Annotated in this window: 26 protein-coding genes; 19 read left to right on the plus strand and 7 right to left on the minus strand. The window is 41.5% G+C overall.

The window, feature by feature from the left end:
* Positions 1–51 precede the first annotated feature (51 nt).
* The 7 genes from serC (at position 52) to VS868_RS15745 (ending at position 6,272) form a co-directional block, all read left to right on the plus strand.
* Positions 52–1,116, plus strand: coding sequence for a 3-phosphoserine/phosphohydroxythreonine transaminase (gene serC, locus VS868_RS15715; protein WP_345598649.1), 1,065 nt, complete (start codon positions 52–54; stop codon positions 1,114–1,116).
* 15 nt (positions 1,117–1,131) lie between these two features.
* Entirely contained in the window at positions 1,132–2,082 is a 951-nt protein-coding gene (locus VS868_RS15720) for a D-2-hydroxyacid dehydrogenase (RefSeq protein WP_345598650.1), read from the plus strand.
* Positions 2,083–2,199: 117 nt separating this feature from the next.
* Positions 2,200–2,811: a DUF937 domain-containing protein gene (locus tag VS868_RS15725; RefSeq protein ID WP_345598651.1), complete on the plus strand. Its 612-nt coding sequence runs from the start codon at positions 2,200–2,202 to the stop codon at positions 2,809–2,811.
* Between the two features lie 3 nt (positions 2,812–2,814).
* Positions 2,815–3,240, plus strand: a complete 426-nt coding sequence (locus VS868_RS15730) for a DUF6146 family protein (protein ID WP_345598652.1) — start codon at positions 2,815–2,817, stop codon at positions 3,238–3,240.
* A gap of 63 nt (positions 3,241–3,303) precedes the next feature.
* Positions 3,304–3,621, plus strand: a complete 318-nt coding sequence (locus VS868_RS15735; RefSeq protein ID WP_345598653.1) for a DUF6787 family protein — start codon at positions 3,304–3,306, stop codon at positions 3,619–3,621.
* A 1-nt stretch (position 3,622) separates the two neighbouring features.
* A complete protein-coding gene (locus VS868_RS15740) occupies positions 3,623–3,940 on the plus strand; it encodes a hypothetical protein (protein WP_266068208.1) in 318 nt (105 codons plus the stop codon).
* Positions 3,941–3,986: 46 nt separating this feature from the next.
* Positions 3,987–6,272 carry a TonB-dependent receptor gene (locus VS868_RS15745; RefSeq protein WP_345598654.1) on the plus strand — a complete coding sequence of 762 codons (2,286 nt, stop codon included), beginning with the start codon at positions 3,987–3,989 and terminating at the stop codon, positions 6,270–6,272.
* A 65-nt stretch (positions 6,273–6,337) separates the two neighbouring features.
* Here the strand turns inward: VS868_RS15745 and VS868_RS15750 are convergent, their stop codons facing one another.
* Positions 6,338–6,646, minus strand: coding sequence for a hypothetical protein (locus VS868_RS15750; protein WP_345598655.1), 309 nt, complete (start codon positions 6,644–6,646; stop codon positions 6,338–6,340).
* Between the two features lie 44 nt (positions 6,647–6,690).
* Complete coding sequence (gene msrA, locus VS868_RS15755) at positions 6,691–7,242, minus strand: peptide-methionine (S)-S-oxide reductase MsrA (RefSeq protein ID WP_345598656.1); 552 nt, start codon at positions 7,240–7,242, stop codon at positions 6,691–6,693.
* A 107-nt stretch (positions 7,243–7,349) separates the two neighbouring features.
* On the opposite strand from msrA, the gene VS868_RS15760 reads away from it, so the two are divergent.
* The 7 genes from VS868_RS15760 to VS868_RS15790 all read left to right on the plus strand — a co-directional run bounded on the left by VS868_RS15760 (position 7,350) and on the right by VS868_RS15790 (position 15,655).
* Entirely contained in the window at positions 7,350–9,785 is a 2,436-nt protein-coding gene (locus VS868_RS15760) for a DUF5916 domain-containing protein (protein ID WP_345598657.1), read from the plus strand.
* A gap of 23 nt (positions 9,786–9,808) precedes the next feature.
* The gene (locus VS868_RS15765; RefSeq protein WP_266068203.1) at positions 9,809–10,468 is read left to right on the plus strand and encodes an ABC transporter ATP-binding protein; all 660 of its coding nucleotides are present in this window, start codon (positions 9,809–9,811) and stop codon (positions 10,466–10,468) included.
* Between the two features lie 95 nt (positions 10,469–10,563).
* A complete protein-coding gene (locus VS868_RS15770) occupies positions 10,564–11,328 on the plus strand; it encodes a TIGR02757 family protein (protein ID WP_345598658.1) in 765 nt (254 codons plus the stop codon).
* Positions 11,329–11,439: 111 nt separating this feature from the next.
* Complete coding sequence (locus tag VS868_RS15775; protein ID WP_345598659.1) at positions 11,440–13,365, plus strand: BatA domain-containing protein; 1,926 nt, start codon at positions 11,440–11,442, stop codon at positions 13,363–13,365.
* The gene (locus VS868_RS15780) at positions 13,362–14,615 is read left to right on the plus strand and encodes a dihydroorotase (protein WP_345598660.1); all 1,254 of its coding nucleotides are present in this window, start codon (positions 13,362–13,364) and stop codon (positions 14,613–14,615) included. The genes VS868_RS15775 and VS868_RS15780 overlap by 4 nt, the downstream gene beginning before the upstream one ends.
* A 51-nt stretch (positions 14,616–14,666) precedes the next feature.
* Positions 14,667–14,993 (plus strand): hypothetical protein, encoded by a 327-nt coding sequence (locus VS868_RS15785; protein ID WP_266068199.1) that lies wholly within the window; start codon positions 14,667–14,669, stop codon positions 14,991–14,993.
* Positions 14,993–15,655: an alpha/beta fold hydrolase gene (locus VS868_RS15790; RefSeq protein ID WP_345598661.1), complete on the plus strand. Its 663-nt coding sequence runs from the start codon at positions 14,993–14,995 to the stop codon at positions 15,653–15,655. The genes VS868_RS15785 and VS868_RS15790 overlap by 1 nt, the downstream gene beginning before the upstream one ends.
* Here VS868_RS15790 and VS868_RS15795 read toward each other — a convergent pair.
* Together VS868_RS15795 and VS868_RS15800 are read right to left on the minus strand one after the other, a co-directional pair.
* Positions 15,652–16,149, minus strand: coding sequence for a hypothetical protein (locus tag VS868_RS15795; protein WP_266068197.1), 498 nt, complete (start codon positions 16,147–16,149; stop codon positions 15,652–15,654). The genes VS868_RS15790 and VS868_RS15795 overlap by 4 nt on opposite strands.
* Positions 16,149–16,910, minus strand: a complete 762-nt coding sequence (locus tag VS868_RS15800; RefSeq protein ID WP_345598662.1) for an MBL fold metallo-hydrolase — start codon at positions 16,908–16,910, stop codon at positions 16,149–16,151. Before VS868_RS15800 ends, VS868_RS15795 begins: the two co-directional genes overlap by 1 nt.
* A 119-nt stretch (positions 16,911–17,029) precedes the next feature.
* On the opposite strand from VS868_RS15800, the gene VS868_RS15805 reads away from it, so the two are divergent.
* Positions 17,030–18,484, plus strand: coding sequence for a TonB-dependent receptor (locus tag VS868_RS15805; protein ID WP_266068195.1), 1,455 nt, complete (start codon positions 17,030–17,032; stop codon positions 18,482–18,484).
* 91 nt (positions 18,485–18,575) lie between these two features.
* Here the strand turns inward: VS868_RS15805 and VS868_RS15810 are convergent, their stop codons facing one another.
* On the minus strand, positions 18,576–19,052 hold the full coding sequence (locus VS868_RS15810) for an SRPBCC family protein (protein WP_266068193.1): 477 nt from the start codon (positions 19,050–19,052) through the stop codon (positions 18,576–18,578).
* A 208-nt stretch (positions 19,053–19,260) separates the two neighbouring features.
* Between VS868_RS15810 and VS868_RS15815 the strand changes: the two genes are divergently transcribed.
* Together VS868_RS15815 and VS868_RS15820 are read left to right on the plus strand one after the other, a co-directional pair.
* On the plus strand, positions 19,261–20,106 hold the full coding sequence (locus VS868_RS15815; RefSeq protein WP_345598663.1) for a phosphatase PAP2 family protein: 846 nt from the start codon (positions 19,261–19,263) through the stop codon (positions 20,104–20,106).
* Between the two features lie 60 nt (positions 20,107–20,166).
* Positions 20,167–21,660, plus strand: a complete 1,494-nt coding sequence (locus VS868_RS15820; RefSeq protein ID WP_345598664.1) for a carboxypeptidase — start codon at positions 20,167–20,169, stop codon at positions 21,658–21,660.
* 139 nt (positions 21,661–21,799) lie between these two features.
* On the opposite strand, the gene VS868_RS15825 is transcribed toward VS868_RS15820, so the two are convergent.
* Positions 21,800–22,627: an HAD family hydrolase gene (locus VS868_RS15825; RefSeq protein WP_345598666.1), complete on the minus strand. Its 828-nt coding sequence runs from the start codon at positions 22,625–22,627 to the stop codon at positions 21,800–21,802.
* A 364-nt stretch (positions 22,628–22,991) separates the two neighbouring features.
* Here VS868_RS15825 and VS868_RS15830 point away from each other — a divergent pair, with 364 nt between their 5' ends.
* Positions 22,992–23,807 (plus strand): universal stress protein, encoded by an 816-nt coding sequence (locus tag VS868_RS15830; protein WP_345598668.1) that lies wholly within the window; start codon positions 22,992–22,994, stop codon positions 23,805–23,807.
* A 19-nt stretch (positions 23,808–23,826) separates the two neighbouring features.
* Here the strand turns inward: VS868_RS15830 and VS868_RS15835 are convergent, their stop codons facing one another.
* The gene (locus VS868_RS15835; RefSeq protein WP_345598670.1) at positions 23,827–23,967 is read right to left on the minus strand and encodes a hypothetical protein; all 141 of its coding nucleotides are present in this window, start codon (positions 23,965–23,967) and stop codon (positions 23,827–23,829) included.
* 145 nt (positions 23,968–24,112) lie between these two features.
* Here VS868_RS15835 and VS868_RS15840 point away from each other — a divergent pair, with 145 nt between their 5' ends.
* A complete protein-coding gene (locus VS868_RS15840; protein ID WP_345598671.1) occupies positions 24,113–25,210 on the plus strand; it encodes an acyltransferase in 1,098 nt (365 codons plus the stop codon).
* The last annotated feature ends 31 nt before the right edge of the window (positions 25,211–25,241 follow it).

Consider the following 25,241-nt stretch of genomic DNA (forward strand, 5'->3'; position numbering starts at 1 on the left):
ACAGGAAAATGCTTTTGATTTTCTCATATTTGTAACTGTTAAAACACAAGTATGAAAAAACATAATTATAGTGCCGGACCCTGCATACTTCCACAGGAAGTTTTTGAGGAGGCATCACAGGCAATATTAAATTTTAATAACTCAGGCTTATCAATTCTCGAGATCTCACACCGAAGTAAAGACTTCGTTGATGTAATGGAAGAGGCCCGCAACCTGGCCTTAGAATTACTGGGGCTGGAAGGCAAAGGATACAAAGCCCTTTTTCTCCAGGGCGGTGCAAGTCTGCAGTTTCTTATGACTCCATATAACCTGCTGAAAACAAAAGCAGCTTATCTCAATACGGGTACCTGGAGTACAAAAGCCATTAAAGAAGCTAAATTCTTTGGAGAGGTTGCCGAAGTGGCATCATCGGCCGACAGAGATTTTAAATATATCCCTAGGGGTTATTTTATACCTTCAGATGTAGATTATTTTCATTGCACCAGCAACAACACGATCTATGGTACACAAATAAAGGAATTTCCGAATACACCAAAACCAATGGTGTGTGACATGAGCAGTGATATTTTCTCACGGCAAATGGATTTTTCTAAATTTGACCTCATTTACGCAGGAGCACAAAAGAATATGGGGCCTGCAGGTACTACCCTTGTGGTGATAAAAGAAGATATTCTTGGTAAGGTAGACAGGTCAGTCCCTTCTATGATGGATTATCGCATACACCTCAATAAAGCCAGTATGTTCAATACTCCTGCAGTTTATGCGGTGTATGTTTCTATGCTCACCTTAAGATGGCTTAAGAACAATGGAGGTATTGCTGGAGTTGAAGAACAAAACGAAAAGAAAGCAAATCTTCTCTATTCAGAGATCGATATAAATCCCCTTTTTGAAGGCTATGCAGAGAAGGCAGATCGTTCAAATATGAATGCTACTTTTAACCTGGTAAACGACGACCTTAAGGAAACTTTTGACACTATGTGGAAAGAGGCAGGAATTAATGGTCTTAACGGGCATCGCAGTGTTGGAGGTTACCGCGCCTCAATGTACAATGCTCTTCCGCTTGAAAGTGTACAGGTGCTGGTAGACGTGATGAGCGAACTGGAAAGAAAAGCTTAAAAATAAATCTTTTAAATGAAAATTTTAGCAAACGACGGTATTGCTTCGGGGGGTAAAAAACAACTCGAAGAAGCCGGATTTGAAGTTATAACTACCAAAGTAGCCCAGGAGCAACTGGCTAATTTCCTTAATGAAAAAGAAATCTCGGGGCTCATAGTTCGCAGTGCCACCAAGGTGCGCAAAGAGCTCATCAATGCCTGCCCCAATTTGAAGATCATTGGCCGTGCAGGCGTGGGAATGGATAACATTGATGTTGAATACGCCCGCAGCAAGGGAGTGCATGTGTTCAACACACCTGCAGCTTCTTCGGCTTCTGTAGCCGAGTTGGTGTTTGCACACCTTTACGGCGGAGTACGGTTTTTACACGACTCCAACCGGAATATGCCGCTTGAAGGAGATTCCCGTTTTAAGGAACTCAAGAAAAGCTATGCCGGTGGTCGCGAATTACGCGGGAAGACCCTTGGGATCATTGGCTTTGGCCGAATAGGCAGAGAGGTTGCAAAGATCGCTCTGGGTATTGGGATGAAGGTCATCGCCAGTGATAGTACCGAAGGGGAAGCAGAGATCACACTGGAGTTTTATAACCATCAGGAAATAAAAATTCCAATTAAGACCGAGCCAGTAGAGCAGCTGATAATGGATTCAGATTTTATAACCCTTCATGTTCCGGCACAAAAGGAGCCTGTTCTGGGAAAAGAAGAGTTTGAACAGATGAAAGATGGGGTTGGAATTATAAATGCATCCAGGGGTGGTGTAATAGACGAAGTGGCACTTATAGAAGCATTAGAAAGCGGAAAAGTGGCTTTTGCAGGCCTCGATACTTTTGAGCAGGAGCCGAGCCCAGCAATTAAAGTGCTTATGAATGGCAACGTTTCTCTTAGCCCTCATATTGGTGCGGCTACAAAAGAAGCCCAGGAAAGAATTGGTTTTGAACTGGCCAATGAAATCATAAAGGTGCTCACATAACTCATTATTAAGTATAAATATTTTAAATGCTTCTGTTAAAGGAAGCATTTTTTTTGGTTAAAACTCAACTTCGGTTTAAAAGCGCATCTTATTTTTTGTAAATTAAAAAGAAAAAAGATGGCTTCAATATTAGATTTTTTAGACACTGAAAAAGGAAAGGAATTTATTCATAAATCCAGTGAAGAAGTGAATGAATCACCAGATAAGGTGAAATCGGCTCTGGGTATGGCCCTGCCTATGATCATGGGTGCCTTGAAAAAGAATACAAGTTCTTCGGAAGGTGCAGAAAACCTGAATAAGGAATTGAATAAAGACAAACATGACGGTTCTGTACTCGATAAGATTGGCAGTGGCGGACTTTCAGGTTTGTTGGGAGAAGGATCGGGGATTCTGGGGCATGTACTTGGCGGCAGCCAGTCAAAAATAGCTTCAGCTGTAGGTTCAGCAATAGGAATGGATTCGGCTAAAGTGAATAAACTTCTTCAAATGGCTGCACCTGTGATCATGGGTATCCTGGGAAAACAAAAGAGGAAAGAAAATATCGAAAGCAGTAGCGGTGTGGCCAGTCTTGTAGGTTCTGTACTGGGAACCAATTCTTCACACGATCAATCTATGCTCGAGACTTTTATGGATTCAGATAAAGGCGGAAAAATTGCTAAAGACGTTGCTGGCAAGATCTTTGGTAGTAAAGATAAGTCCAAAGGATTGGGCGATTTCTTTAAAGGATAAAATATGAAAAACCTGCTGTACATACTTTTTGCCGGACTTGTCATTTATAGCTGCTCTTCTACGAAGAACAGGAACTTTGGCGCTGAAGAAGCCGGGGTTCAAAATGATACCGTGCGAATAGCCAATGATAGCCTGGAGTATGAGATCATTATAATTGATCCGGGCTACTCCTACTTTCTAAATTCTGTGGCACGGCCCGAAGGTTACCACTCCCAGAGTTATCTCGAAAACAAGAACCAATTTCTGGTCACCGATTATAATAATAGGGTTCGCAGCCCTCAGCTTTACAATCCGAATATCTACGAGATGGAAATCAATTATGACCCCGATATTAATTACGGCTACGAGGTGAATTACAAGCTGTATAATTACTTTGTTTACCTCTCCCAAAAATACAATCAGCGGTTTTCTGTACCTACAAGATTGTGAACCAGATGTCTATAAACCTCACCCAGGACCTCACTTATTAATATTCTTTTTTATATTTGCCGCATGAACAAATTGAAGCAACGTTGGGGGATTTCTTCCAACTGGCAAATTTTAATTATTTTCATCGTTTTCGGTCTTACAGGTTCCTCATCCCTGTTCGTAGCGCGACCGGTGTTGGAGTTCATAGGGCTCAACCGCATGAGCTTTCCAGCAGATCTTATAGGTGCAATTAGCTATTACGCCTTGCGCATACTCATGATATTTCCGGTTTACCAGGTTTTACTGGTACTGTATGGCTGGCTTTTTGGACAATTCAGATTTTTCTGGCAATTTGAAAAAAATATGCTTTCCCGATTAGGTTTAGGCAGAATCCTGAAGTAACATGAAGCTGTGGCAAAAAATATCACTGGTCCTGTTCACCGGGTTGATCCTCTTCCCTTCGGCAGTAGACCTTGCGCATATTTTTGCGGGCCACCAGCATTACACCTGTAATCATTACGCCGAATCTCATATACATCAGGATACTGTAGATTGCGATATATTTCACTTTCAGCAAAATCCTTTCTCCTTCCCTCCTGCTGTCGCCTGGTCATTGTATGAACCACAGGTAGAAAGCCTTCACTTAAAGAAGGAGTATCTATATTTAAGTACGTTTCAAAAACTTCATTTCTCGTTAAGAGCACCCCCGGCCCTTGCGTAAGATTTACTGAAGCATTTTTTGAATTAACAACGTATTTAAAATACCCATGAAAAATATCATTTTTGGGCTGCTGTTACTAGCAGTCACTACCGGCTATAGTCAATATTCAGCCAAAGGCATTGTCATAGATGCAAATACAGAGCAACCTGTAATAGGAGCTGCCATTAAGCTTCAAAAGCCAGAACGAAGTACCATTACCAGCCTTTCCGGAGAATTCACATTAGATAATTTGACAGCGGGCAACTATGCTCTTGTTATTTCTTCTCTGGGATATGGTACCCGAACCTATCAATTTGAACTTCCGGGTGCCGGGGAGCTTAAAATCGAGCTTTTTCCCACTGCAATAGAGATGGAAGAAATCATTGTCTCTACTCCTTTTCATCAACTGCAAAGCGAGAATGTCATGAAAGTAGAACGCATAACGCGTGAAAGCTTGGAGCGTTCAGGCACCAGCAGTCTTACCGAAGGCATAAGCCAGATTGCAGGTGTTGAAACCATTACTACAGGCACTTCTATAGGGAAGCCCGTTATTCGCGGTTTAAGCTCTAATCGGGTGCTGGTCTACGCGCAGGGAGTACGCCTGGAGAACCAACAGTTTGGAGATGAACACGGCCTGGGCTTGAGCAGTTCGGGGATTGAAAGCGTAGAAGTAATTAAAGGCCCTGCTTCCCTTCTCTACGGAAGCGATGCCCTGGGCGGTGTTTTGTATTTGAATCCTGAACGTTTTGCCCCACAGGGGGAAACCGAATTTGATGCTGAAACCGCTTATTATTCCAATACCGAAGGTTTTGAAGCTAACTCAGGTGTGAAAACATCAGCTGAAAAATTCAAGTTCCTGGTTCGTGGAAACCTTGCCACGCACAGCGACTATGAAACAGGAGACGGCAGAAGAGTCACCAATACCCGCTTTACGGAATACGATCTTAAAGGTGGTGTAGGATACCGGGATGAAAATTATAAAGGTGATCTTCGCTATAACATCAACAGCAGCACTGCGGGAATTCCTGAAGAAATAGGAATTCAAAGCACTTCAAAAAGTAAAATGCTGCCTTACCAGAAGGTAGATAACCATATTTTAAGCCTTGACAACTCTTTTTATTTTGACGAGTCAAGCCTGGATGTGAAGATAGGTTACCTCTTTAACAACAGAAAAGAGTTTGAAGATGCTCACCATGAAGAGCACGGGCATGAAGAAGATCATGAACATGAAGAGCATGAAGAACATGAGGAACATGAAGGACATGCAGAAGGGGAACCAGCCCTCGAAATGCATCTTGAAACCCTTAATTATGATGTAAAATACCATTTCCCGGCCCATGGAAAATTTGAGACCATTGTAGGGGTGCAGGGGATGTTCCAGTCTAATGAGAACATGGCTGAGGAGATCCTAATCCCCGATGCCCGCACCACAGATGCCGGCGTACTCGCTACCACACATTACCACCTTGAAAAATTAGATTTTCAGGCAGGCTTGCGGTACGACTTCAGAAAAATTTCTTCTGAAGCTTATGAAAATCATGATACGGAAACTGAAGTGCCGGCTTTAGAAAGGGAATTCAACAGTTATAATGGTGCTTTGGGAGTAAAGATGGATATCACTTCTAATTTTACCTCCAGGCTCAACCTAGCCACCGGATTCAGAGCTCCAAACCTGGCCGAGCTCACCTCTTACGGGAGTCATCACGGCACCAACAGGTTCGAGATTGGAAATTCAGATTTGGTGAACGAACAGAACTATCAGATAGATCTTGCGCTCGAATTCAGGAATCAGCACTTTGAAGTTTCGGCTAACGGATTCTACAATGCTATTAATAATTACATTTTCTTAAATCCCACAGGAGAATTTATTGATAAAAATCCTGTTTTTGAGTACCTGCAGCAAGATGCAAAACTTTATGGTGGAGAAGTAGGATTGCATATTCATCCACACCCTCTCGACTGGCTGCACCTTGAAAGTAATTACGAGCTCGTCATTGGAGAACAGGATAACGGGGATTATCTTCCTCTTATTCCGGCGCAATCTATTCAAAATACAATTTGGGCAGAAATTACTGATGGAGAAATATTTAAAGATGCTTATGTAAGCCTTAGCTTAAAGTCAGTCTTTGATCAGAGCAGAACCGGACTTTTCGAGACTGAAACTGCTGGTTATTCTCTTTTAAATGCGGGAATAGGGACTTCTATAGCCTTAAATTCTGTAGAGCTGCAGGTGAAACTGGCAGGAACAAACCTTCTTGATAAAACCTACATCTCTCATCTTTCGAGATTAAAACCTGATGGTATACCCAACATGGGAAGAAATATATCTTTGGGAGTAGGATTTCAATTTTAAAATCCAGCATAAAAAAAGCCGGTTGTTCTTAAAACAACCGGCTTTTTCATTTTATATCAATTCAACTACTTCACTCTAACTTCAATAGGCCGCAGTTCTCCAAAATCATCTTCTCTTTGCCATACAAAGGTGTATAGCCACATTAAAGTAAATGTTGGAATTATATCACTAAATGGCAAAATCTCTTCAATAAATACCAGAACAGAGGCTAATTTCCCCTTTTTGCCGGGATACATAACCGACATTTTCCTGGCGGCGTAAGGAGCCCACAAAAGATCAAGGAATCCCCCAACTAACGGAACTGCTCCACTTGCCATACCAATAGCATCGTAAACCAGGCCTTTGATCAATAACTTTTTTTTATTGGTTTCCATCTATTTTTTTATTTTCTAATATCAATACAAGAAAAGTGCCATTTTTATGATTCAGCTTTTACCTTCTTTGAAAACGTATGTTTCAGTTTCTGAACTTTGGGATCAATGATCACCCGGCAATATGGCTGATTCCTGTTTTGGTTGTAATAATCGTGATGTTCCTGCTCGGCTACATAAAACTCACCCGCCGGGGCGATCTCAGTAACTATGGGATCTTTAAATGTCTTTTCTTCTTCCAGTTTATTTATAACATTTTCGGCGGTTTCTTTTTGAGCTTCAGAATGGTAGAATATAGCACTCCTATAATGCGTACCTACATCATTTTGTTGCCGGTTAAGCGTTGTTGGGTCATGCGTGGCAAAGAACATGTACAGTAACTCTTCAAAAGTGACAATTTCGGGATCAAATTTTATCTCTATAGATTCTGCATGCCCGGTTCTTCCGGTCACCACTTCACGGTAAGGCGGATTCTTAATATGGCCCCCGGTAAAGCCTGAAGTCACCTGTTTCACACCTTCTATACGTTGAAAGACCGCTTCGGTACACCAAAAACATCCTCCGGCCAAAGTTGCCTTTTCCATTTGTTTTTCTTCCATATTTAGTTTTTCCAAAAAATAGGCAAAAACAACGAACCTTCCAATTATAAAATTTCAGGATTTCGTAACATTGCATTACGGGATAAATTCGCCTTTAATAACACCCTATGCTCTGTAAATATCTGCTGTTACCTTTTTTTCTTTTAATAACAGGATTCCTGTTTGGTCAACAAAATGAACTTCCGCAGAAAAAGATCTACACAGCTACCAGAATTGAAGATAAACCACAGATTGATGGAATTCTGGATGATGAAATCTGGAAAGCTATTCCCGAAGCCAGAAATTTTGTAATGTACGAGCCCGGCGATGGTAAACCTTCCCGCAGTACACACCCCAGCCAGGTAAAAATAGCCTATACCGATGAAGCTATTTACGTGGCAGCCTATCTTTACGATAACGAACTTTCTAAAATAAGGCGCGAATTTGCGCAGCGCGATAACCTGCCTACTGCCGATTATTTCTTTTTTGATCTCAATACTTACAATGATGGCGAGAACCAGACCCGGTTTTACGTCACCGCCGCGGGTACGCTCGCCGATGCCAAAATGAAAAGGGACAATGAAGATTTTGCCTTTAATGTGGTATGGGAAGCAAGGGTTTCTTTAAATGAAAAGGGCTGGTTCGTAGAGATGGAGATCCCCTACTCTGCCCTGCGATTTCCAGGCGGTGAAGAGCAGCTGTGGAGCATGCAGCTGGGAAGGCACATTAGCCACCTCAATGAAACTTATGTTTGGAATTACATCGACAAATCTATTGGGGAAAGCACCCATTATAATGGCATTTTAGAGGGGATAGAAAATATTGACGCTCCGGTACGACTGAGTTTTTACCCATACGTTTCAGGGGAAGTAGATTATATTGACGATGAAACCACAACGGCATTCAATGCTGGAATGGATCTCAAATACGGAATTAGCGATGCCTTTACCCTCGATGCCACGCTAATCCCTGATTTTGGGCAGACCGCCTATGATGAAGTCGAACTGAATCTTGGGCCTTTCGAACAGACTTTTGGTGAAAACAGGGCCTTTTTTACTGAAGGAACCGAGCTATTTACCAAAGGTGACCTGTTCTATTCCCGGCGTATAGGTGATACGCCTTTGGGTTTTAATAACGCGCAGGATTCCCGACTCGAAAACGAGGAAATAATAGAAAATCCAGAAACCACCAACCTTCTAAACGCGCTAAAGATCTCCGGAAGAACCAAAAGCGGACTTGGGATAGGGTTTTTTAATGCTATTACCGAACGGCAAAAGGCAAGGTACTACAACAAAACGACGGGCGAACAAAGAGAGCTTGTTACCGAGCCACTGGCGAATTACAACATTTTTGTACTCGACCAGCAGTTTGATCAAAAATCGTCTGTTTCTCTCATCAATACCAATGTGATTAGAGAAGGAAAGTTCAGGGATGCCAATGTTTCCGGTTTTTTGTTTGACGTTTATAACCGTGGCAGTTCCTTTAATTTTTCGGGGGAAGCAAAGATGAGCCGAATCAATTATGCCGAAAGTAACAAGACAGGATTTGCTTCACAGCTGGCTTTTGCGAGAACCAAGGGAAAATTCAGGTATGGGATCTCCCATGAATTTGCCAATAAGACCTATGACATCAATGACCTGGGGCTTAATTTCATCAGTAACTACAGCAACTTCAACTGGGAAACCTCCTACCGCATTTTTGAGCCCCACGGAATTTTCAATGAGTACAATATTCAGTTCTATGGCGACCATCAGCGGCGCTATGATCCCGATATTGCACTTACCAACAACTTTGGGTCGAGTTTCTTCGGAATGACCCGCGAAAGGTTCGCTTTTGGAGGTAATGTTAATTACAGTACACCTTTCAAGGACTTTTTTGAGCCCCGCCGGAATAATTCCTTCATCGAATATCCTGAAAATGCAGCAGCTGAAGCCTGGATCTCTTCAGATTACCGCAAAAGAATTGCGATAGATTCGCGCCTTGGGTACAACAAGTACCTGGGTAGCCCGCACGGGGAACTCAACTTCAGCTTTAGCCCCCGTTTTAGGGTTAGCAACAGGTTTATGCTTATTTATTCCTTTGAATTTATGGAGGAAAATGAGCGGGTGAGTTTTGTAGCATTGCTGCCCAAAAATGTCATTTTTGGCACCCGTGATATGAAGAGCATTGAAAATTCCCTGCAGGGCAGCTACAACTTTACCAATCGGCAGGCCCTTAATTTGAGTTTCAGGAACTTCTGGTCTTCAGCAAATTTCGCCTATGACAGCTTCAGTCGTCTACAGGACAACGGGGAGCTGGTTTCCTATAACTACAAGGTTGATGAAGCAAACGATCCCGATGCAAATTTTAATGTGTGGAATCTCGATCTAAGCTACCAGTGGCGTTTTGCTCCCGGCAGTGAGATGATCCTGCTTTATCGCAATTCCATTTTCAATGTAGACAAGCAAAGTGAACTGGCTTATTTTGAAAGTGTAGAAAATCTTTTTAAACAACCGGCGAGGCATAATCTTTCGCTAAGAATTGTATATTATCTGGATTACAGCAGCATAAACAGCATAATTTAAACTTAATATTGTAACAACATACCATGATAGAAGCACATAACATCCATAAAAGTTACAATGACCTGCATGTTCTAAAAGGAGTAGACCTGCATATCCCTAAAGGCGAAATTGTCTCTATTGTAGGAGCTTCGGGGGCCGGGAAGACCACCCTGCTTCAAATTCTTGGGACCCTTGAAAAACCCGATCGCAATACCAACAGTGTCCTCAAGGTAAATGGCGTAGATGTCTATTCCCTTTCTTCAAAGGAGTTGGCGAAATTCAGAAATGAAAATATCGGATTTATATTTCAGTTTCACCAGCTGTTGCCCGAGTTTACAGCTCTTGAGAATGTATGCATCCCGGCCTATATCGGGAATAAAGATAAAGCCCAGACAGAAAAAAGAGCTAAAGAATTACTGGGGTTCCTTGGCCTTTCAAAGCGGGGCGATCACAAACCGGCCGAAATGAGCGGCGGTGAGCAGCAACGTGTCGCTGTGGCGCGGTCGCTTATAAACAATCCTGGAGTGATCTTTGCCGACGAACCTTCAGGAAACCTGGACTCTGAGTCGGCTGAAAATCTGCACAGGCTCTTTTTTGATCTTCGGGAAGAATTTGGGCAAACCTTTGTAATCGTGACCCATAATGAAGAGCTGGCCAATATGGCCGACAAAAAGCTGACTATGGTAGACGGCAAGATAATTTAAGGTCTAAAGTTAAAGATTCAATATCCTTAAACCTCAAATCTCACGTCTAATTTCTCACGTCTAACATCTCAAATCTCACATCCAAAACCTGGTAAATGAATTCAACAGAACTTAAAGAATTCCTCGATTTTAAGGTTGACCAATACAATACTTCAGAATTTATTGAAACAGATCCTGTGCAAATCCCGCATTTGTTCAGCAGGAAAGAAGACATGGAAATTTCAGGATTTTTGACCGCTACGATTTCCTGGGGCAATCGTAAAAGCATTTTAAAGAATGCCAATTATTTGATGGAGCTGCTGGAATTTGCACCCTATGATTTTGTGCAGAATCATTCCGAAGCAGAGCTGGAAAAGCTTGAGAAATTTGTGCATCGCACCTTCAATGGCGGCGATCTTATTTACTTCATCAAGGCGTTTCAGCATATTTACAGGGAGCACAATGGCATGGAAAACATCTTTAGTAAACATTCAGGTAAAGATAATTTACAGCCTGCAATCCATGAGTTTAAGAAAGTATTTTTTGAGCTGCCTCATGAGAAGAGGACAGAAAAACATGTGAGCGATCCGCTGAAGAATTCTGCAGCCAAAAGGATCAATATGTTCCTGCGATGGATGGTAAGAAATGACAGCAGAAATGTAGATCTTGGCATTTGGAACAGCATTTCTCCGGCGCAACTCAGTTGCCCGCTTGATGTACATTCGGGAAACGTTGCCAGGAAACTGGGGCTCTTAAAACGGAAACAGAATGACGCCAAAGCTTTGCTGGAGCTGGATAATAACCTTAGAAAGTTAGACCCGCAAGATCCTGTAAAATATGATTTTGCATTGTTCGGGCTTGGGGTTTTTGAGAACTATTAAGCTGAAGTAGACAGTTAACACTGAAATATTGTTCACTTCGGAAGTTTTAAAGATTAAATAAAAAGGTCTTGCTGAAGCCTTTTTCTATATTTGACAAAAGAATGCCTGCGCATGTACTTTAAACATCCTGAACTGCTTTACGCCCTTGTTGTGCTGGTGATTCCAATCCTGGTGCATTTGTTTCAGTTAAGAAAGTTTAAGACAACCCCATTCACGAACGTAAGGTTCCTCAAAAAAGCCGTTTTACAAACCCGCCAGAGTTCGCGCTTAAAGAAATTTTTGGTCCTTTGCACCAGGCTTCTCATGCTCACATGCCTTGTGCTGGCCTTCGCACAACCCTACTTCCCTCCCGCTTCAGGGACAGTTGAGGAGACCAAAACAGTGATCTATCTCGATAATTCTTACAGCATGCAGGCGCGGGGTAAAAACGGAATTCTTTTAAAACGCAGTGTGCAGGATTTACTTGAAAATATTGCTGAAGACGAAGAGGTAACTTTGTTCACCAACAACGAAGAATTCAGAAATATCCCGGGAAGTACGCTTCGGGAAAGGCTTCAGGAGATTGAGTTTGCTCCCGAAGAACTTTCCTGGGAAACTGTGGCTCTCAAGGCAAACAATCTTATTGGTTCTGCGGGAAACCTTCAGAAGAATTTTATAGCAATTTCTGATTTTCAGCACTTACAGGATTCTGTTATTTCTCTCAAAAATGGCATTTTTACGCACCTGGTCCAGTTGATCTCCGAGCGGGTTCACAATGCAATGATCGATTCGGCATGGGTTACAAATGCAGGTCTAAACCAGACTGCACTCCAGGTTTCTTTTTCGGCAGTTGGAGACAGGCAGGAAGAAATTGCGCTAGGAATTTATGACGGCGACCGGATGCTCGCCCGCAAAACCGTTAAACTTCAAGAGGGAACTGAAGGAAATACCACATTTAACCTGGATACAGATGTAATTCCTGACGGAAGAATCGAGATTGAAGATAACGGATTGCAATTTGACAACCGACTGTACTTTAGTATCAACGAAATTCCGCCGGTGAAGGTAGTGGCAATTGGCGACCGCGAAGTAGATTACCTGCAAAGGATCTATGGTCCCGATGAGTTTGAACTCACAATACTTCCTGAAAACAACGCAGATTACAATGCCCTCTCCCGGGCCAACCTGGTAATTCTGAATGAGCTGAATCAATTACCTTTTGCTTTGATAAGCAGCCTTCAGCAGGTAATTGAAGATCGTGCGGTGGTTGTTATTATTCCGCCGACACAGGGAAAAAATGAAGACTACAACGTATTGCTGCGCAACCTGAATTTGCCCCTTTTTGAGGATTTAAATATTCAGTATAAATTAATTACAGATATCAGTTTTGAGCATCCGCTTTACAGCAGTGTTTTTAATGAAAAAGTCACAAACTTTGAATATCCCGGTGTTCAAAGCTCATATCTGTTAAACAGGAGTGTTCCGGGTATTTTAGAGTATCAAAATGGAGCACCATTTCTTTTTCAGCAAGACAATGTCTTTGTGTTTACGGCAGCATTGAACCGGGAAAATTCCAACTTTAAGAACTCTCCGCTTATTGTTCCCACCTTCTATAACATTGGTAATTTGGCTATTTCAAGACCAAGTCTTTACAATGTACTTGGCAAACCACAAAAAATCTCGCTTCAGGCTGAACTTCAGAAGGATGAGATCCTTAAATTATCATCTTCTGAAAGCACTTTTATTCCGCAGCAGCAAAGCTTCAGGAATAAGGTAGAGCTTACCCTGGATGACTTACCGAAAACTCCCGGCCACTACAAAGTACTACAGGACGAAAAGCTACTGAGAACCTTCAGTTTTAATGTGCCTCGCAGTGAAAGTGATCCTGTACTCAACAGGTTGCAGGGACAGGAAGATCTTCTTGTGCACGAAAATATTTCCGAAGCTTTTTCTTTTATAAAATCGGCGAATGAAGTCGATAGCTTTTGGAAATGGTTTGTTATTTTTACTCTTGTTTTCCTACTTGCTGAAATACTAATTCTAAAATTCCTCAAATGAAAATACTCGTCAAATCTGCCCGGATAGTTGATAACGAAAGTCCGTACAACAACAAGGTCATGGACATCCTGGTAGAGAATGGTCTCATTGCAGAAATAGCACCAGAAATCAAGGTCAAAAAAGCCGATCTTGAAATAAAATTTGATAATCTTCATGTTTCGCAGGGATGGTTTGACAGTAGTGTTTCTTTTGGGGAGCCGGGATTTGAAGAAAGGGAAACTTTGAAAAACGGACTAAAAACAGCAGCTAAAAGCGGATTCACAGCCATTGCCCTAAACCCCGGAAATGACCCGGTGACCGATAACACAGGCGCGGTAACTTATCTTAAAAACAAAGCTGAAAAGCAGCCGGTAACTGTGCTGCCAATTGGGGCACTTACCCGCAAAAGCGAGGGTCGTGATATGGCCGAACTTTACGATATGCAACAGGCCGGCGCGGTGGCTTTTGGAGATTTTAAAAAACCTGTTTCCAATCCCAATCTTTTGAAGCTTGCCCTGCAGTACTCCCAGAATTTTGACGGATTGGTGATGTCATTTCCGCAGGAAGAAAGGATAGCGCTTCAAGGGCAGGTAAATGAACATGAGAACAGTACCCAACTTGGCCTGAAGGGAATTCCGGCCCTGGCTGAAGAATTGCAAATCATTAGAGATCTTTATATCCTGGAATACACGGGAGGTAAACTTCACATCCCTACCATTTCAACAGCAAAATCTGTAGAACTCATTAGGGACGCTAAAGAAAGAGGGCTGGATGTGTCTTGCAGTGTGGCTATTCATAACCTCTTTTTTACAGATGAAATGTTGCATGAATTTGACACCAATGCCAAAGTGCTTCCACCTTTAAGAACCAAAAGCGATATCAAGGCACTTATTGCGGGAGTAAAAGATGAAACTATAGATATGATAACCTGCGACCACATCCCTATGGATTCTGAACATAAAAAAGTGGAGTTCGATAATGCCCTTTTTGGAACCCTGGGGCTGGAATCGGCTTTGGGCGCTTTACTGCAGTTGTTTTCAATTAAGACCACAGTGAAATTGCTTACTTCGGGCAAATGGAGATTTGGGCTTGGCGAAGGAGTCATTGACGAAGGGCTTCCTGCCAACTTCAGTTTTTTTAATCCTGAAGGAGAATATACCTTTCAAAAAGAGCATATTTTGAGTGCATCAAAAAACAGCCTCTTCCTTGGAAAAAAATTAAAGGGTAAAGTACACGGTATTCTGGTAGGTGAAGAATATTTAGCTTCTTAAGACCGGTAAGGAAGCGCAGAATTACGTAAATTTACCCCTAAATTATCTCTTATGGACAGTGTAGCCAACCAGGGGAAAGCTGCAGCAATTTGGGCCTATCTTACTATTATAGGAACTATTATTGCTTACTTTCTCAACAATGATTCAAAGAACCCGTTTGCTTCTTTTCACATTCGGCAGGCGCTGGGAATCCACATCACCTTTTACCTTTTGGGAATAATAGTTTCGTGGTTTAATACCTGGCTTATTTCGGCACCATTTTACCTCTTTATCATCATTTTATGGGGTTATGGCTTACTTGCTGCCATACAGGGAGAAAAGAACGAAGTACCCATTTTAGGAAAACAATTTCAAAATTGGTTTAGCACAATAAATTAATGGAAGCAGAAACATTCACCCTATATCATTTAGTCAGAAAACCCAAAAAAACTGTAGAAAAGGCCCCTTTGCTCATCATGCTACATGGCTACGGAAGCAATGAAGAAGATCTATTTTCTTTTGCAGACGAGTTGCCCGAGGAGCTTTTTATTATTTCTGTAAGGGCACCTTATCCCCTGCCTCCATATGGCAATGCCTGGTATGCGATTCACTGGGATGGCAGCAGCAACGGTAAATTCAGTGATGATGATCAGGCAGTGATCTCGAGAGAAAAGATCGTTCAGTTTATTGATGAAGTAACCGAAAAATATCCCGTAGATGCCAACAATGTTACATTACTTGGCTTCAGCCAGGGATGTATCCTCAGCTTTAGTGTGGCACTTTCATATCCCGAAAAGATCAAAAACGTGGTTGGCCTTAGCGGGTATATCAATAAGGAAATCCTAAAAAAAGGATATAAAAACAATGATTTTTCAGGACTTTCAGTTTACAGTTCCCACGGTACGGTAGATCAGGTAATCCCTGTGGAATGGGCCCGTAAGACGGCACCTTTCCTGGATACTTTAAATATTGAGAATACTTATTCAGAATTTCCTGTAGGTCATGGCGTTGCGCCAAAAAATCTTATGGAGATCAAACAATGGCTTAAGGAGCACCTTTAATTGCGGGGATACAACAGGGCTTTTTCAGTAAAAATCTCTACTGTGCCATTGTCGTCAATTTCAAAACTAACAAAAAGGTCACCCCAATAAAGACCATCGGTAAAACTTGCTATGGCCCATTTATGGTTTAGCAGTTTCACCTTATTAATTCTGAAAGGGCCATTCATGCCTTCATAAGGAATAAGGTCGTTATCGGCATCTACCGCGTTTCTGCTTACAAGAGCTTCCTCTACCTTGTTCATTACATCGGCAGGATCAAGCCCCCTGTCTTCGAGGTATGAAAGCGCTTCCTCATTAGAGGCTAACGAAAAGGATTTTTCCTGTGAAGCATTTTCTGCGACAGGTTGAGCATTCGCTCTTTGCTCTTCAAGTTCCTTTTTTAGATATTCTATTTCTTTTTCTTTAGATGCCAGTACTTTAGACCCATTCATATAAAAGACTACCGCCAGTAAAGCAGTAAAAACAAACAGGTACATTAAAAAACTCTTGCGCATTAAATTTCAATTTGAAGGTTATCATAGGCCAAAAACACATTGTTGGGAAGTTCGGCCTGTACCGCTTCATGAAAACCCATATGTTGACTTATGTGAGTGAGATAGGCTTTGTCTGGCCCTATTTTTTCTATAAACTCTAAGGCTTCCTGTAGATTAAAGTGGGAATGGTGAGGTTCTTTCCGCAGCGCATTTACAACCAGCACATCTACTCCTTTTAGCTTTTCAGCCTCTTCTTCTTCTATGGTCTTTGCATCTGTGATATAGGCAAAGTCTCTAATTCTGAAACCAAAAACCTGTACCCGGTTATGCATCACGTTTACGGGAATAATATTTATCCCTTTTACGGGGAACGCCTTATTTTCAATAATATGTTCCTGTACACTGGGTGCACCCGGATATTTATTTTCTGAAGCAAAAATGTACTCAAACCGTTTTCGTAAAGAAGCCATTACCCTTTCATGAGCATAAACCGGAATATCTCCCTGCCTGAAGAAATAAGGCCGTATATCATCCAGCCCAATAGTATGATCACTGTGTTCATGGGTGTATAAAATAGCATCTATTCGCTGCACATTATTAGTGAGCATTTGTTGCCTGAAATCCGGTCCACAGTCAATGAGGATATTGTGGTTGTCTACTTCAACAAGAACCGAAACCCGTAACCTTTTATCTTTGGGGTCTTCGCTTTTACAAACCGGGTGGTCACTACCTATAACGGGTATTCCTTGTGATGTTCCTGTACCTAAAAACGTAACTTTCAATGCTCTTAATTTTACCACAAAACTAAGTATTATTTTTTGTTTAGCCCTCCATTTTAGTACCTTTGACTACGATCTAAGCCGTTCCTACAAAGGAACAAGTTTGTACAAAAAAAATAGCTATGCCAATAACTATAATGGGTGACCGGGAATTTGAAAATGTCCCGTCGATAAAGAGTAAAGCTTTACGCATCAACCTAAATGAAAATATCTACGGAACTTTTTCTGAAATAGGTGCCGGGCAGGAAACTGTACGTAACTTCTTTAGAGCCGGTGGTGCTTCAGGGACTATTGCAAAGGCCATGAGCGCCTATGATAAAGACTTTAGTGATGCAATTTACGGGATAGAAGACGACCGAAGATATGTCACCGAAGAACGTTTAAAAAAAATGCTCACACATGAGACCAATCTCATTGAGCAAAGGATATCCCGCGAAAAACACCCCAACAAATTATTTTTCACCTACGCCAACACAGTGGCCACCATTGATTTTGCCAAGAAATATAAAGGTCATGGCTGGGTAGGAATTAAATACCAGGTGCATCCTGAAGAAGATTACAATGAGATCAGTCTCCACGTGCGCTTCCACGAAAACGATGCTCGCTTGCAGCAAAACACATTAGGGATCCTGGGAGTGAATTTGATCTACGGAGCTTATTATAAATATGATAACCCGAAGAAATTACTCCGTTATCTTTACGACCACATAGATAAAGACCAGATAGAGATTGATACCATCAACTTTTCGGGCCCTCGATTTGAAAAGGTCGATAACAGGTTGATGAGTTTACAACTGGTTAAAAACGGAATGACAGAGGCGGTAATGTTCGCCCCCGATGGGAATAACGTTTTACCAGCTAAGATCCTTTACAAAAAGAACATTCTGGCCTTGCGCGGTAGCTTTAGACCGGTGACCAAGGTGAATATGGACATGTACAAGCGCTCTTTGGAACTTTTCCTCAATGAGAACAGGGTTTCTGAAGAAAATACAGAAGTGATCTTTGAGATCACCCTTTCAAACCTTCGGGCGGAAGGAGAAATTGATGAACGGGATTTTATGGACAGGGCAGAATTACTATGCTCCCTAGGTCAAACCGTGATGATCTCAAACTTCCAGGAGTACTATAAGGTTGTAGAATATTTCTCCCGCTACACCAAAGAACGCATGGGGCTTGCAATGGGTGTAAACAACCTGGTAGATATATTTGATGAGAAATACTACAGGCACCTGAGTGGAGGGATCCTGGAGGCATTCGGAAAGTTGTTCTTTAAAGATCTTAAGGTCTATTTATATCCGTTCAAAGATCGTGAGACCGGCGAAATTACGACCAGTGATACCCTGAAAGTACATCCAAGAATGAAGGAACTGTACAAGTTCTTCAAATACAACGGAAAGGTTGTGGATATTACAAATTACGATCCGGCTATTTTAGATATTTTCTCCAGGGAAGTATTACAATTAATTGCTGAAGGTAAAGGTGGATGGGAAGATATGTTGCCCGAAAAAACCACAGCGATGATCAAAGAGCACGATCTGTTTAGTCACTACAAACAAAAATCAGCTCAAAAGATCTAAACTCGCAGGAATAAGATTTTAAGATAAGATCTGAAACAGGCCTTTTAAATTGCTTTTATGCTTCTTTTAGAGAGGTGCCAAAAAGGGTAATTTAAACGGCCTCTTTTTTATAGCTCCCAAACAATTCAATAAGTTTCTTTCTTCTGAAGTTGAAGATTTCCTCCAGTTTGGGTTTGACCATCAAAGGATGAACTGCCTGCCCTATTATTCCAAAAGGAAGTTTATAATCTATAATATCTTCCATCTCTACGCCGCCATCTATTTCCCTAAGAAAATGTTTATGGTGCCAAAGAGCATAAGGTCCAAACCTCTGTTCATCTACAAAATAATAAGGTTCTTTGATATGAGTGATTTCTGTCACCCATTTTGTTTTAATTCCGGCTACGGGAGTAACTATATATTGAATGATTTGTCCGGCAAACATTGACCTATCCCCTCCCGATATAATATCGAAACCCATGTAAGGCGGTGTGATTACTTTGAGGTTTGCAGGACTGGAAAAAAATTTCCACGCCTCCTCCAAAGAAATCGGTAATTTCTGAACAGTGTGTAACTGATATATTTTCATAGCAATCTTTTTCCAAAGGTAAGTTTTGTTTTAATATTTTTAAATAAACTTAAACAAAAAGTTTTCTTCACTAATGGATTGAAGCTCTCAGAAAGAAGGTTAGTTTTCTGAAAATTTTCTGAAAACCCTTGCTATCACTCTTATAATTGCGTTAATGCTTCAGGTTGTAAAAAGTAAAAAAACGAGCTTTGATTAAAACTCCCAAAAGATGAAGAAATCAATTTGTGTTATAGTTTTACTTTTTTGCTTTACTTTTTCTACTTACTCTCAATCTTTTTCCACCTCCAATAGCGATACTTCCCAATCCCCATACAAGATCAGCTGGAAGCTTGATGCTCCCTGGGTGGGTGTGGGATTAGGTTTAAACGTGCTGGGTCTTAAATTGATCCAGGACAAGGATGATCTCACTATTGAAGAACTTAACGATTTATCAAAAGATGATGTGCCGGGTATAGACCGTTTTCTGGCGGGAAATCACAGTGACAGGGCCGATAAGATAAGCTACTATCCTTTTTATGGGTCTTTTGCAGTTCCTGTAATTATGATGGTGGCAGATGGCAATATGCGGTCAAACGCCGGACAAATTTCAGTAATGTTCCTGGAAAGTATGGCTACAACAGGAGCTTTATATACTATTTCTGCAGGTTTGGTAGAGAGGGCGCGACCTTTAGCATATAACACCTCTGTTCCCGAAGAAGATCGTAGGGAAAGTGGGGCGCAAAGATCCTTTTTTGCAGGACATACTGCAGCTACGGCCTCCGCTACTTTTTTTGCGGCCAAGATCTACAATGATTTCTATCCGGATTCGGCAGCGAAACCGTATGTGTGGACTGCAGCAGCGATTGTTCCTGCCTGGGTGGCCTACTTAAGGGCCGAAGCCGGGAAACACTTCCTCACCGATAACATAGTAGGATATGCTGTGGGTGCAGCAAGCGGAATTCTTATTCCGGAGCTTCACAAGAGGGATGAACAGAATTTTCAGGTATCTCCGGCTATGGGAGTCGATATAAGGGGAAATGAATTCCAGGGGCTGTCCTTTAGTTACAGCTTCTAAAAAACGGCGCAGGTTCTTCTGATTTTTTCTATTTTTAGGTTTTTTAACCAAGAACCTGAAATGAAAAAAATTACTTTCCTCGCAATCTTATTTGCTGTTTTACATGCCGAAGTCCGGGCACAGGACGTCCAGATCCCTGTTGACACTACTGTAGTTACCTCCCACAGGGTGAACATAAACGGGCAGAGAATTGACTATACGGCAACCACAGGTATGCAACCTGTTTGGAATGAAGATGGTGAAACCATTGCCAGTCTCTTCTATACCTATTACAAACGCAGTGGTATTAATGAATTAAAGAACCGGCCATTGGTGATTTCCTTTAATGGTGGGCCTGGTTCTGCATCTGTCTGGATGCACATTGCCTATACTGGCCCGCGAGTTTTGGAGATAGATCCTGAGGGTTTCCCTATTCAGCCTTACGGCACAAAAGAGAATCCGTATTCAATTCTTGATATTGCCGATATTGTCTATGTTAACCCTGTAAATACTGGGTTTTCAAGGATCATTGAGCCAAAAGGTGAGAAAAAACAGAATCGGGACCAGTTCTTTGGTGTGAATGCCGATGTTAGCTATCTCGCAAAATGGATCAACACCTTTGTGACCAGGTATGACCGCTGGCTGTCTCCAAAATATTTGATTGGCGAAAGCTATGGAACTACCCGGGTTTCCGGTTTGGCCCTCGAACTTCAGAATTCACAGTGGATGTATTTAAATGGAGTAATCCTTGTTTCTCCTACAGATATTGGAATAGACCGTGAAGGCCCTGTAGAAGTCGCAAACCGACTCCCCTACTTTACTGCCGCCGCATGGTACCACAACCTGCTTCCGCAAGATCTTCAAAAAAGGGATTTGGAAGAGTTGCTTCCCGAAGTTGAACAATACGCAATAAATGAATTACTTCCTGCTCTTGCCAAAGGAGGATTCCTGGAGCAGGACAAGAAAGAAGAAGTGGCTTCAACTATGGCCCGCTATTCCGGAATTTCTGAGAAGGAAATTCTTCAGCATAATTTAGAAGTACCCTATAATTATTTTTGGAAAGATTTGCTGAGAGATCAAAAAGGTATGACCGTGGGAAGACTTGATTCCCGCTATGTTGGCTTAGACCGCAAAGAAGCCGGAGATTCCCCCGATTATAATGCTGAACTCACCTCATGGCTACATTCTTTTACTCCGGCAATCAATCATTATCTTAGGAATGACCTTAAATTCAAGACAGACCTTACCTATTATATGTTTGGGCCCGTGCACCCATGGGACCGAAGCCGCGATAATACCGGGGAAAACCTGCGTCAGGCCATGGCTCAGAATCCTAACCTTGATGTGCTTATTCAGAGTGGGTATTTTGATGGGGCAACCACATATTTTGATGCAAAATATACCATGTGGCAGCTGGATCCCAGCGGAAAGATGCGCGACAGGTTAAGCTTTAAAGGATATCGCAGCGGCCATATGATGTACCTTCGGAATGAGGACCTTAAAAAGGCCAATGATGATGTGAGGGAATTTATTCAGAAATCATTACCACAACCGGGAACACCTGCAACTTACTAATAGGTTGTATTAAACTGAAAAGGTCGCCTGAAATGCCATTTTTGACACCCTGAAACAGTTACAGGTGTTAATTACAGCTTTTGAGGCGACTTTTTATTTTCTGAAATCCTGATCTTCTGGTTTTATACTCTGCAAGTATCTATAAAGACTGCGCCTTGGCAGCTTTTAAGCCTTCAAGCAGCTCTTCCAGTACCTTTTCCACTCCCAGTTCGTCATTGCTGCCGGCGTGGTGCGTAGCCACGGCTTTCACTTCTTTATGTGCGTTTTGCATAGCGTAGCTGTAGCCCGAATGTTCAAATAATTCCAGGTCGTTTAGATAATCTCCAAAAGCAACCGTTTCTTCTTTCTTAATGTTCATCTGCTCCTGTACGGCAATGAGCGCATTTCCTTTTTGAGCTTCCTTATGGTTAAAATCTATCCAAATTTCTCCGGAAAGTTTTACCTGCAGACGATCTTCAAAATGCTTTAGGTGAGGCAGGGAATTTTTCTCGGCTCCTGAAAGATCACAAATAGTGAATTTTAGAAAAAGGTCGTCCTTTACTTCCATCAGGTCATCTACCACTTTGTATTTCTCATAATGATTAAGAAACGGCTCCATAAATTCGGGAGCTGTACTTTCAATGTAGGCCTGTTCCCTTCCGCAGAGAATTAGATACTTATTTTCAAGTTTTCGCACTTCCTGTATAAGTTCGTGCACTACCTCTTTTTGCATAGGTACAACGTGTAATTCCTGCTCATGCTGCATTACAATAGCTCCATTTTCGGCTATGTAAATAAGCTCATCTTTAATCTCGTCCATTCGCTCCCTAAGACTATAATACTGCCTGCCACTGGCCACGGCAAATTTAATGTCCTGCTCCTGCAGGTCTTTAAAAATCCTTAAAAACTGCGGACTCACCTCGTGCTTGCTGTTCAACAAAGTTCCATCCATGTCGCTTACCACGAGCTTTATTTTTAAATAATCCATATCCTTTACTATTGAAAAAAGGCAAAAATAAGGGAAGTTTCAGGCAACGAAGAATGTAGAGCGTTAATTTGTGTAAAGGAGCTTTCAGTTTTTACAGGAACTTGGCCGGTAAGGCAAATATTTGTCATTTTTAGAAGATTTTTTCAGCAGAAGTGCTTCCGAAGAATATTTTTAAGTCAGTTTCAGCATACAAACAGCTTCGGAAATTAAGAAAAAAGTTCAGTTTTTTCAGCAGAAATAAATGATCTTCAAAAAGGGCATTTTTGGAACCTAATCTGGAAAGCAACTATATTTTTACAACCTGATAATAATCATACTTTATTGGTATCTATGGTCTTACCTTTAAACAGGTAAATTCAAAATCATGAAAAAGATAATCTACGCAACCGATTTTTCGAGCAACTCTGTGGCTGCGCTAAAATATGCAGCTGAACTCGCCCGAATCATGGGAGACGACCTTATTGCTCTTCATGTTTATCCTTCTTATGAAGTAGAGAGACCAAAAGGGGATTTTTTAAAAGACCACCAAAAAGAGCTTCAGGATTTTTGCAAGCTACATCTAAAAGAAAATTATCAGCCCCAAAACATCTCTCCCGCAGTGGTTTCTGGCTCCAGCATAGCCGAAGAGATCCTGAAATTCACCAAAGACCTTCAGGTAAGGGTGATCGTTATGGGGGCTTGTGGCGCCAGTAAACTAAAGGATAAGCTCGTGGGTACCACGACCAGCGAAATGATTGGAAAATCTTCTTTGCCTGTGTTGGCTGTACCGCCACAATACCGTTTTAAACAGCCTCAAAAGATCCTTTTTGCCAGCACTTTAGACGATCAGGAACTTATTTATCTCAAAGAATTGATCCCTATGGCCCAATCTCTAGAGGCCAGTATTGAAGTTGTTCACATTACCCACCGCAAAGAAGATGAGGCACGTCAAAAGCTTCAGGATTTCCAGGAAAAAGTGGAACAGGAAATTCCTTATCCAAAAATTTCCTACAGAACACTCTATTCTTCGGAAGTTTTTGATACTCTTCGCAAAGCCATAGAAAAAGAAGAACCCGATATTGTTCTAATGCCCGAAAAAAGGAATATGAACCTCTTCAAAAGAGGAATTGTAAGGGACAGGATTAAAAGAATGCAGTCATGCAGCCCATCTCCCCTGCTCACATTCCCTGCCATTGTTTAAAAATTATTTGAAATTGAGTTTAAAGGAAAAAAGGGATCAAACCTGTTGGTTTGACCCCTTTTTGTATTTGTGAACGATGTGGTACAAAACCAGAACCAACTATTAGCACTTTAAAGCTTTTGGCCAATTCTGCTAGAGGCGTTAATAAATAACTTTTCATCTCATTGCATTTAACCAATTTGTATCCTATCTTCTAAGACTTTCATAAATTATTTATTTAAGTAAGCTTAAAATAAAAATAATTTATCCTAACTTTAACTTTTATCTAATTTCTAAAGTAATCTACCAAACCTACCTGTTTAGTAATGTTTAAAATTTCGTCCCCTCCTCTCTCCTCACCCACGACCAAAAATCTTAAATCAAAAAAGCACTTTTTAATACTCGACGGGCTAAGAGGTGTAGCGGCACTGGCAGTTGTAATATTTCACTTTATGGAATGGGTATATCCCGATTTTAGCAAGAATTTTATTGGTCATGGTTTCCTGGCAGTCGATTTCTTTTTCTGTTTATCGGGATTTGTAATTGGATATGCCTATGATGACCGCATTCAAAAAATTGGGACCTGGGAATTTTTCAAGTCAAGATTGATCCGCCTGCACCCTCTAATCATCCTGGGTTCGGTATTGGGGCTCCTGGCACTTCTTTTTGATCCTTTTGCCCTTGATGCACAAGGTTATGGCACCGGAAGGATTATTCTTATCTTTTTATGTTCTATTTTTCTTATTCCTCTTCCGGTCATGGAAGACAGGGCGTTTAATCTTTTTGGGCTTAATGCCCCTTCCTGGTCTTTGTTCTGGGAATATGTGGCCAATATTGTATACGCTTTGGTTCTTTACAGGTTAAGCCGCCGCTACTTGCTTGTAGTAACCCTGCTGGCAGCCATAGCTCTTGGCTATGTAAGTTATAGCGCAGGTAACTTATTAGGAGGATGGACGGGAGAGAATTTTTGGGATGGCTGTGCGCGAATCTCCTACTCTTTTTCGATGGGGCTATTAATCTTCCGTTACAACTGGGTGATAAAAAATCAGATTGGTTTTATTTTCCTGGCTTTACTATTATCCCTGGCTTTTGTTATGCCTTACTTTGAAATGAATTGGATGATAGAAACGGCGATTGTGCTTTTCTATTTCCCGTTACTTATTTCGCTTGGTGCAGGTTCTAGCCTTTCAAGAAGGTTAAAAAGATTTTGCAAATTTTCGGGAGATATTTCCTATCCGCTATACATGACGCATTACGCAGTCATCTGGATGTTTGGGAACTATTACACCAACTACCAGCCGGGAGAAACCCAGACCTTTCTCATCATCTCTTTAGGTACCATTTTATTGATTGGAGTGGCTTACATTGCCATGGTGGCCTATGATATCCCTGTAAGAAAATACCTCAATAGCAAAAGGAAATAACTTAATCAAAAAAGGGTTTAACCTGTTTAAG

This window comes from Salinimicrobium sp. 3283s, assembly GCF_039602225.1.
Classification (GTDB): Bacteria; Bacteroidota; Bacteroidia; order Flavobacteriales; family Flavobacteriaceae; genus Salinimicrobium; species Salinimicrobium profundisediminis.

Bases quoted from the DNA above. Each gene is read 5' to 3' on its own strand.
- VS868_RS15735 (WP_345598653.1), top strand. From the start codon at position 3,304: ATGAACAAATTGAAGCAACGTTGGGGGATTTCTTCCAACTGGCAAATT.
- VS868_RS15750 (WP_345598655.1), bottom strand. From the start codon at position 6,646: ATGGAAACCAATAAAAAAAAGTTATTGATCAAAGGCCTGGTTTACGAT.
- VS868_RS15795 (WP_266068197.1), bottom strand. From the start codon at position 16,149: ATGCGCAAGAGTTTTTTAATGTACCTGTTTGTTTTTACTGCTTTACTG.
- VS868_RS15810 (WP_266068193.1), bottom strand. From the start codon at position 19,052: ATGAAAATATATCAGTTACACACTGTTCAGAAATTACCGATTTCTTTG.
- VS868_RS15720 (WP_345598650.1), top strand. From the start codon at position 1,132: ATGAAAATTTTAGCAAACGACGGTATTGCTTCGGGGGGTAAAAAACAA.
- VS868_RS15745 (WP_345598654.1), top strand. From the start codon at position 3,987: ATGAAAAATATCATTTTTGGGCTGCTGTTACTAGCAGTCACTACCGGC.
- VS868_RS15760 (WP_345598657.1), top strand. From the start codon at position 7,350: ATGCTCTGTAAATATCTGCTGTTACCTTTTTTTCTTTTAATAACAGGA.
- VS868_RS15775 (WP_345598659.1), top strand. From the start codon at position 11,440: ATGTACTTTAAACATCCTGAACTGCTTTACGCCCTTGTTGTGCTGGTG.
- VS868_RS15830 (WP_345598668.1), top strand. From the start codon at position 22,992: ATGAAAAAGATAATCTACGCAACCGATTTTTCGAGCAACTCTGTGGCT.
- VS868_RS15730 (WP_345598652.1), top strand. From the start codon at position 2,815: ATGAAAAACCTGCTGTACATACTTTTTGCCGGACTTGTCATTTATAGC.
- VS868_RS15820 (WP_345598664.1), top strand. From the start codon at position 20,167: ATGAAAAAAATTACTTTCCTCGCAATCTTATTTGCTGTTTTACATGCC.
- VS868_RS15825 (WP_345598666.1), bottom strand. From the start codon at position 22,627: ATGGATTATTTAAAAATAAAGCTCGTGGTAAGCGACATGGATGGAACT.
- VS868_RS15835 (WP_345598670.1), bottom strand. From the start codon at position 23,967: ATGAAAAGTTATTTATTAACGCCTCTAGCAGAATTGGCCAAAAGCTTT.
- VS868_RS15805 (WP_266068195.1), top strand. From the start codon at position 17,030: ATGCCAATAACTATAATGGGTGACCGGGAATTTGAAAATGTCCCGTCG.
- serC (WP_345598649.1), top strand. From the start codon at position 52: ATGAAAAAACATAATTATAGTGCCGGACCCTGCATACTTCCACAGGAA.
- VS868_RS15840 (WP_345598671.1), top strand. From the start codon at position 24,113: ATGTTTAAAATTTCGTCCCCTCCTCTCTCCTCACCCACGACCAAAAAT.
- VS868_RS15740 (WP_266068208.1), top strand. From the start codon at position 3,623: ATGAAGCTGTGGCAAAAAATATCACTGGTCCTGTTCACCGGGTTGATC.
- VS868_RS15815 (WP_345598663.1), top strand. From the start codon at position 19,261: ATGAAGAAATCAATTTGTGTTATAGTTTTACTTTTTTGCTTTACTTTT.
- VS868_RS15725 (WP_345598651.1), top strand. From the start codon at position 2,200: ATGGCTTCAATATTAGATTTTTTAGACACTGAAAAAGGAAAGGAATTT.
- msrA (WP_345598656.1), bottom strand. From the start codon at position 7,242: ATGGAAGAAAAACAAATGGAAAAGGCAACTTTGGCCGGAGGATGTTTT.
- VS868_RS15785 (WP_266068199.1), top strand. From the start codon at position 14,667: ATGGACAGTGTAGCCAACCAGGGGAAAGCTGCAGCAATTTGGGCCTAT.
- VS868_RS15780 (WP_345598660.1), top strand. From the start codon at position 13,362: ATGAAAATACTCGTCAAATCTGCCCGGATAGTTGATAACGAAAGTCCG.
- VS868_RS15790 (WP_345598661.1), top strand. From the start codon at position 14,993: ATGGAAGCAGAAACATTCACCCTATATCATTTAGTCAGAAAACCCAAA.
- VS868_RS15770 (WP_345598658.1), top strand. From the start codon at position 10,564: ATGAATTCAACAGAACTTAAAGAATTCCTCGATTTTAAGGTTGACCAA.
- VS868_RS15765 (WP_266068203.1), top strand. From the start codon at position 9,809: ATGATAGAAGCACATAACATCCATAAAAGTTACAATGACCTGCATGTT.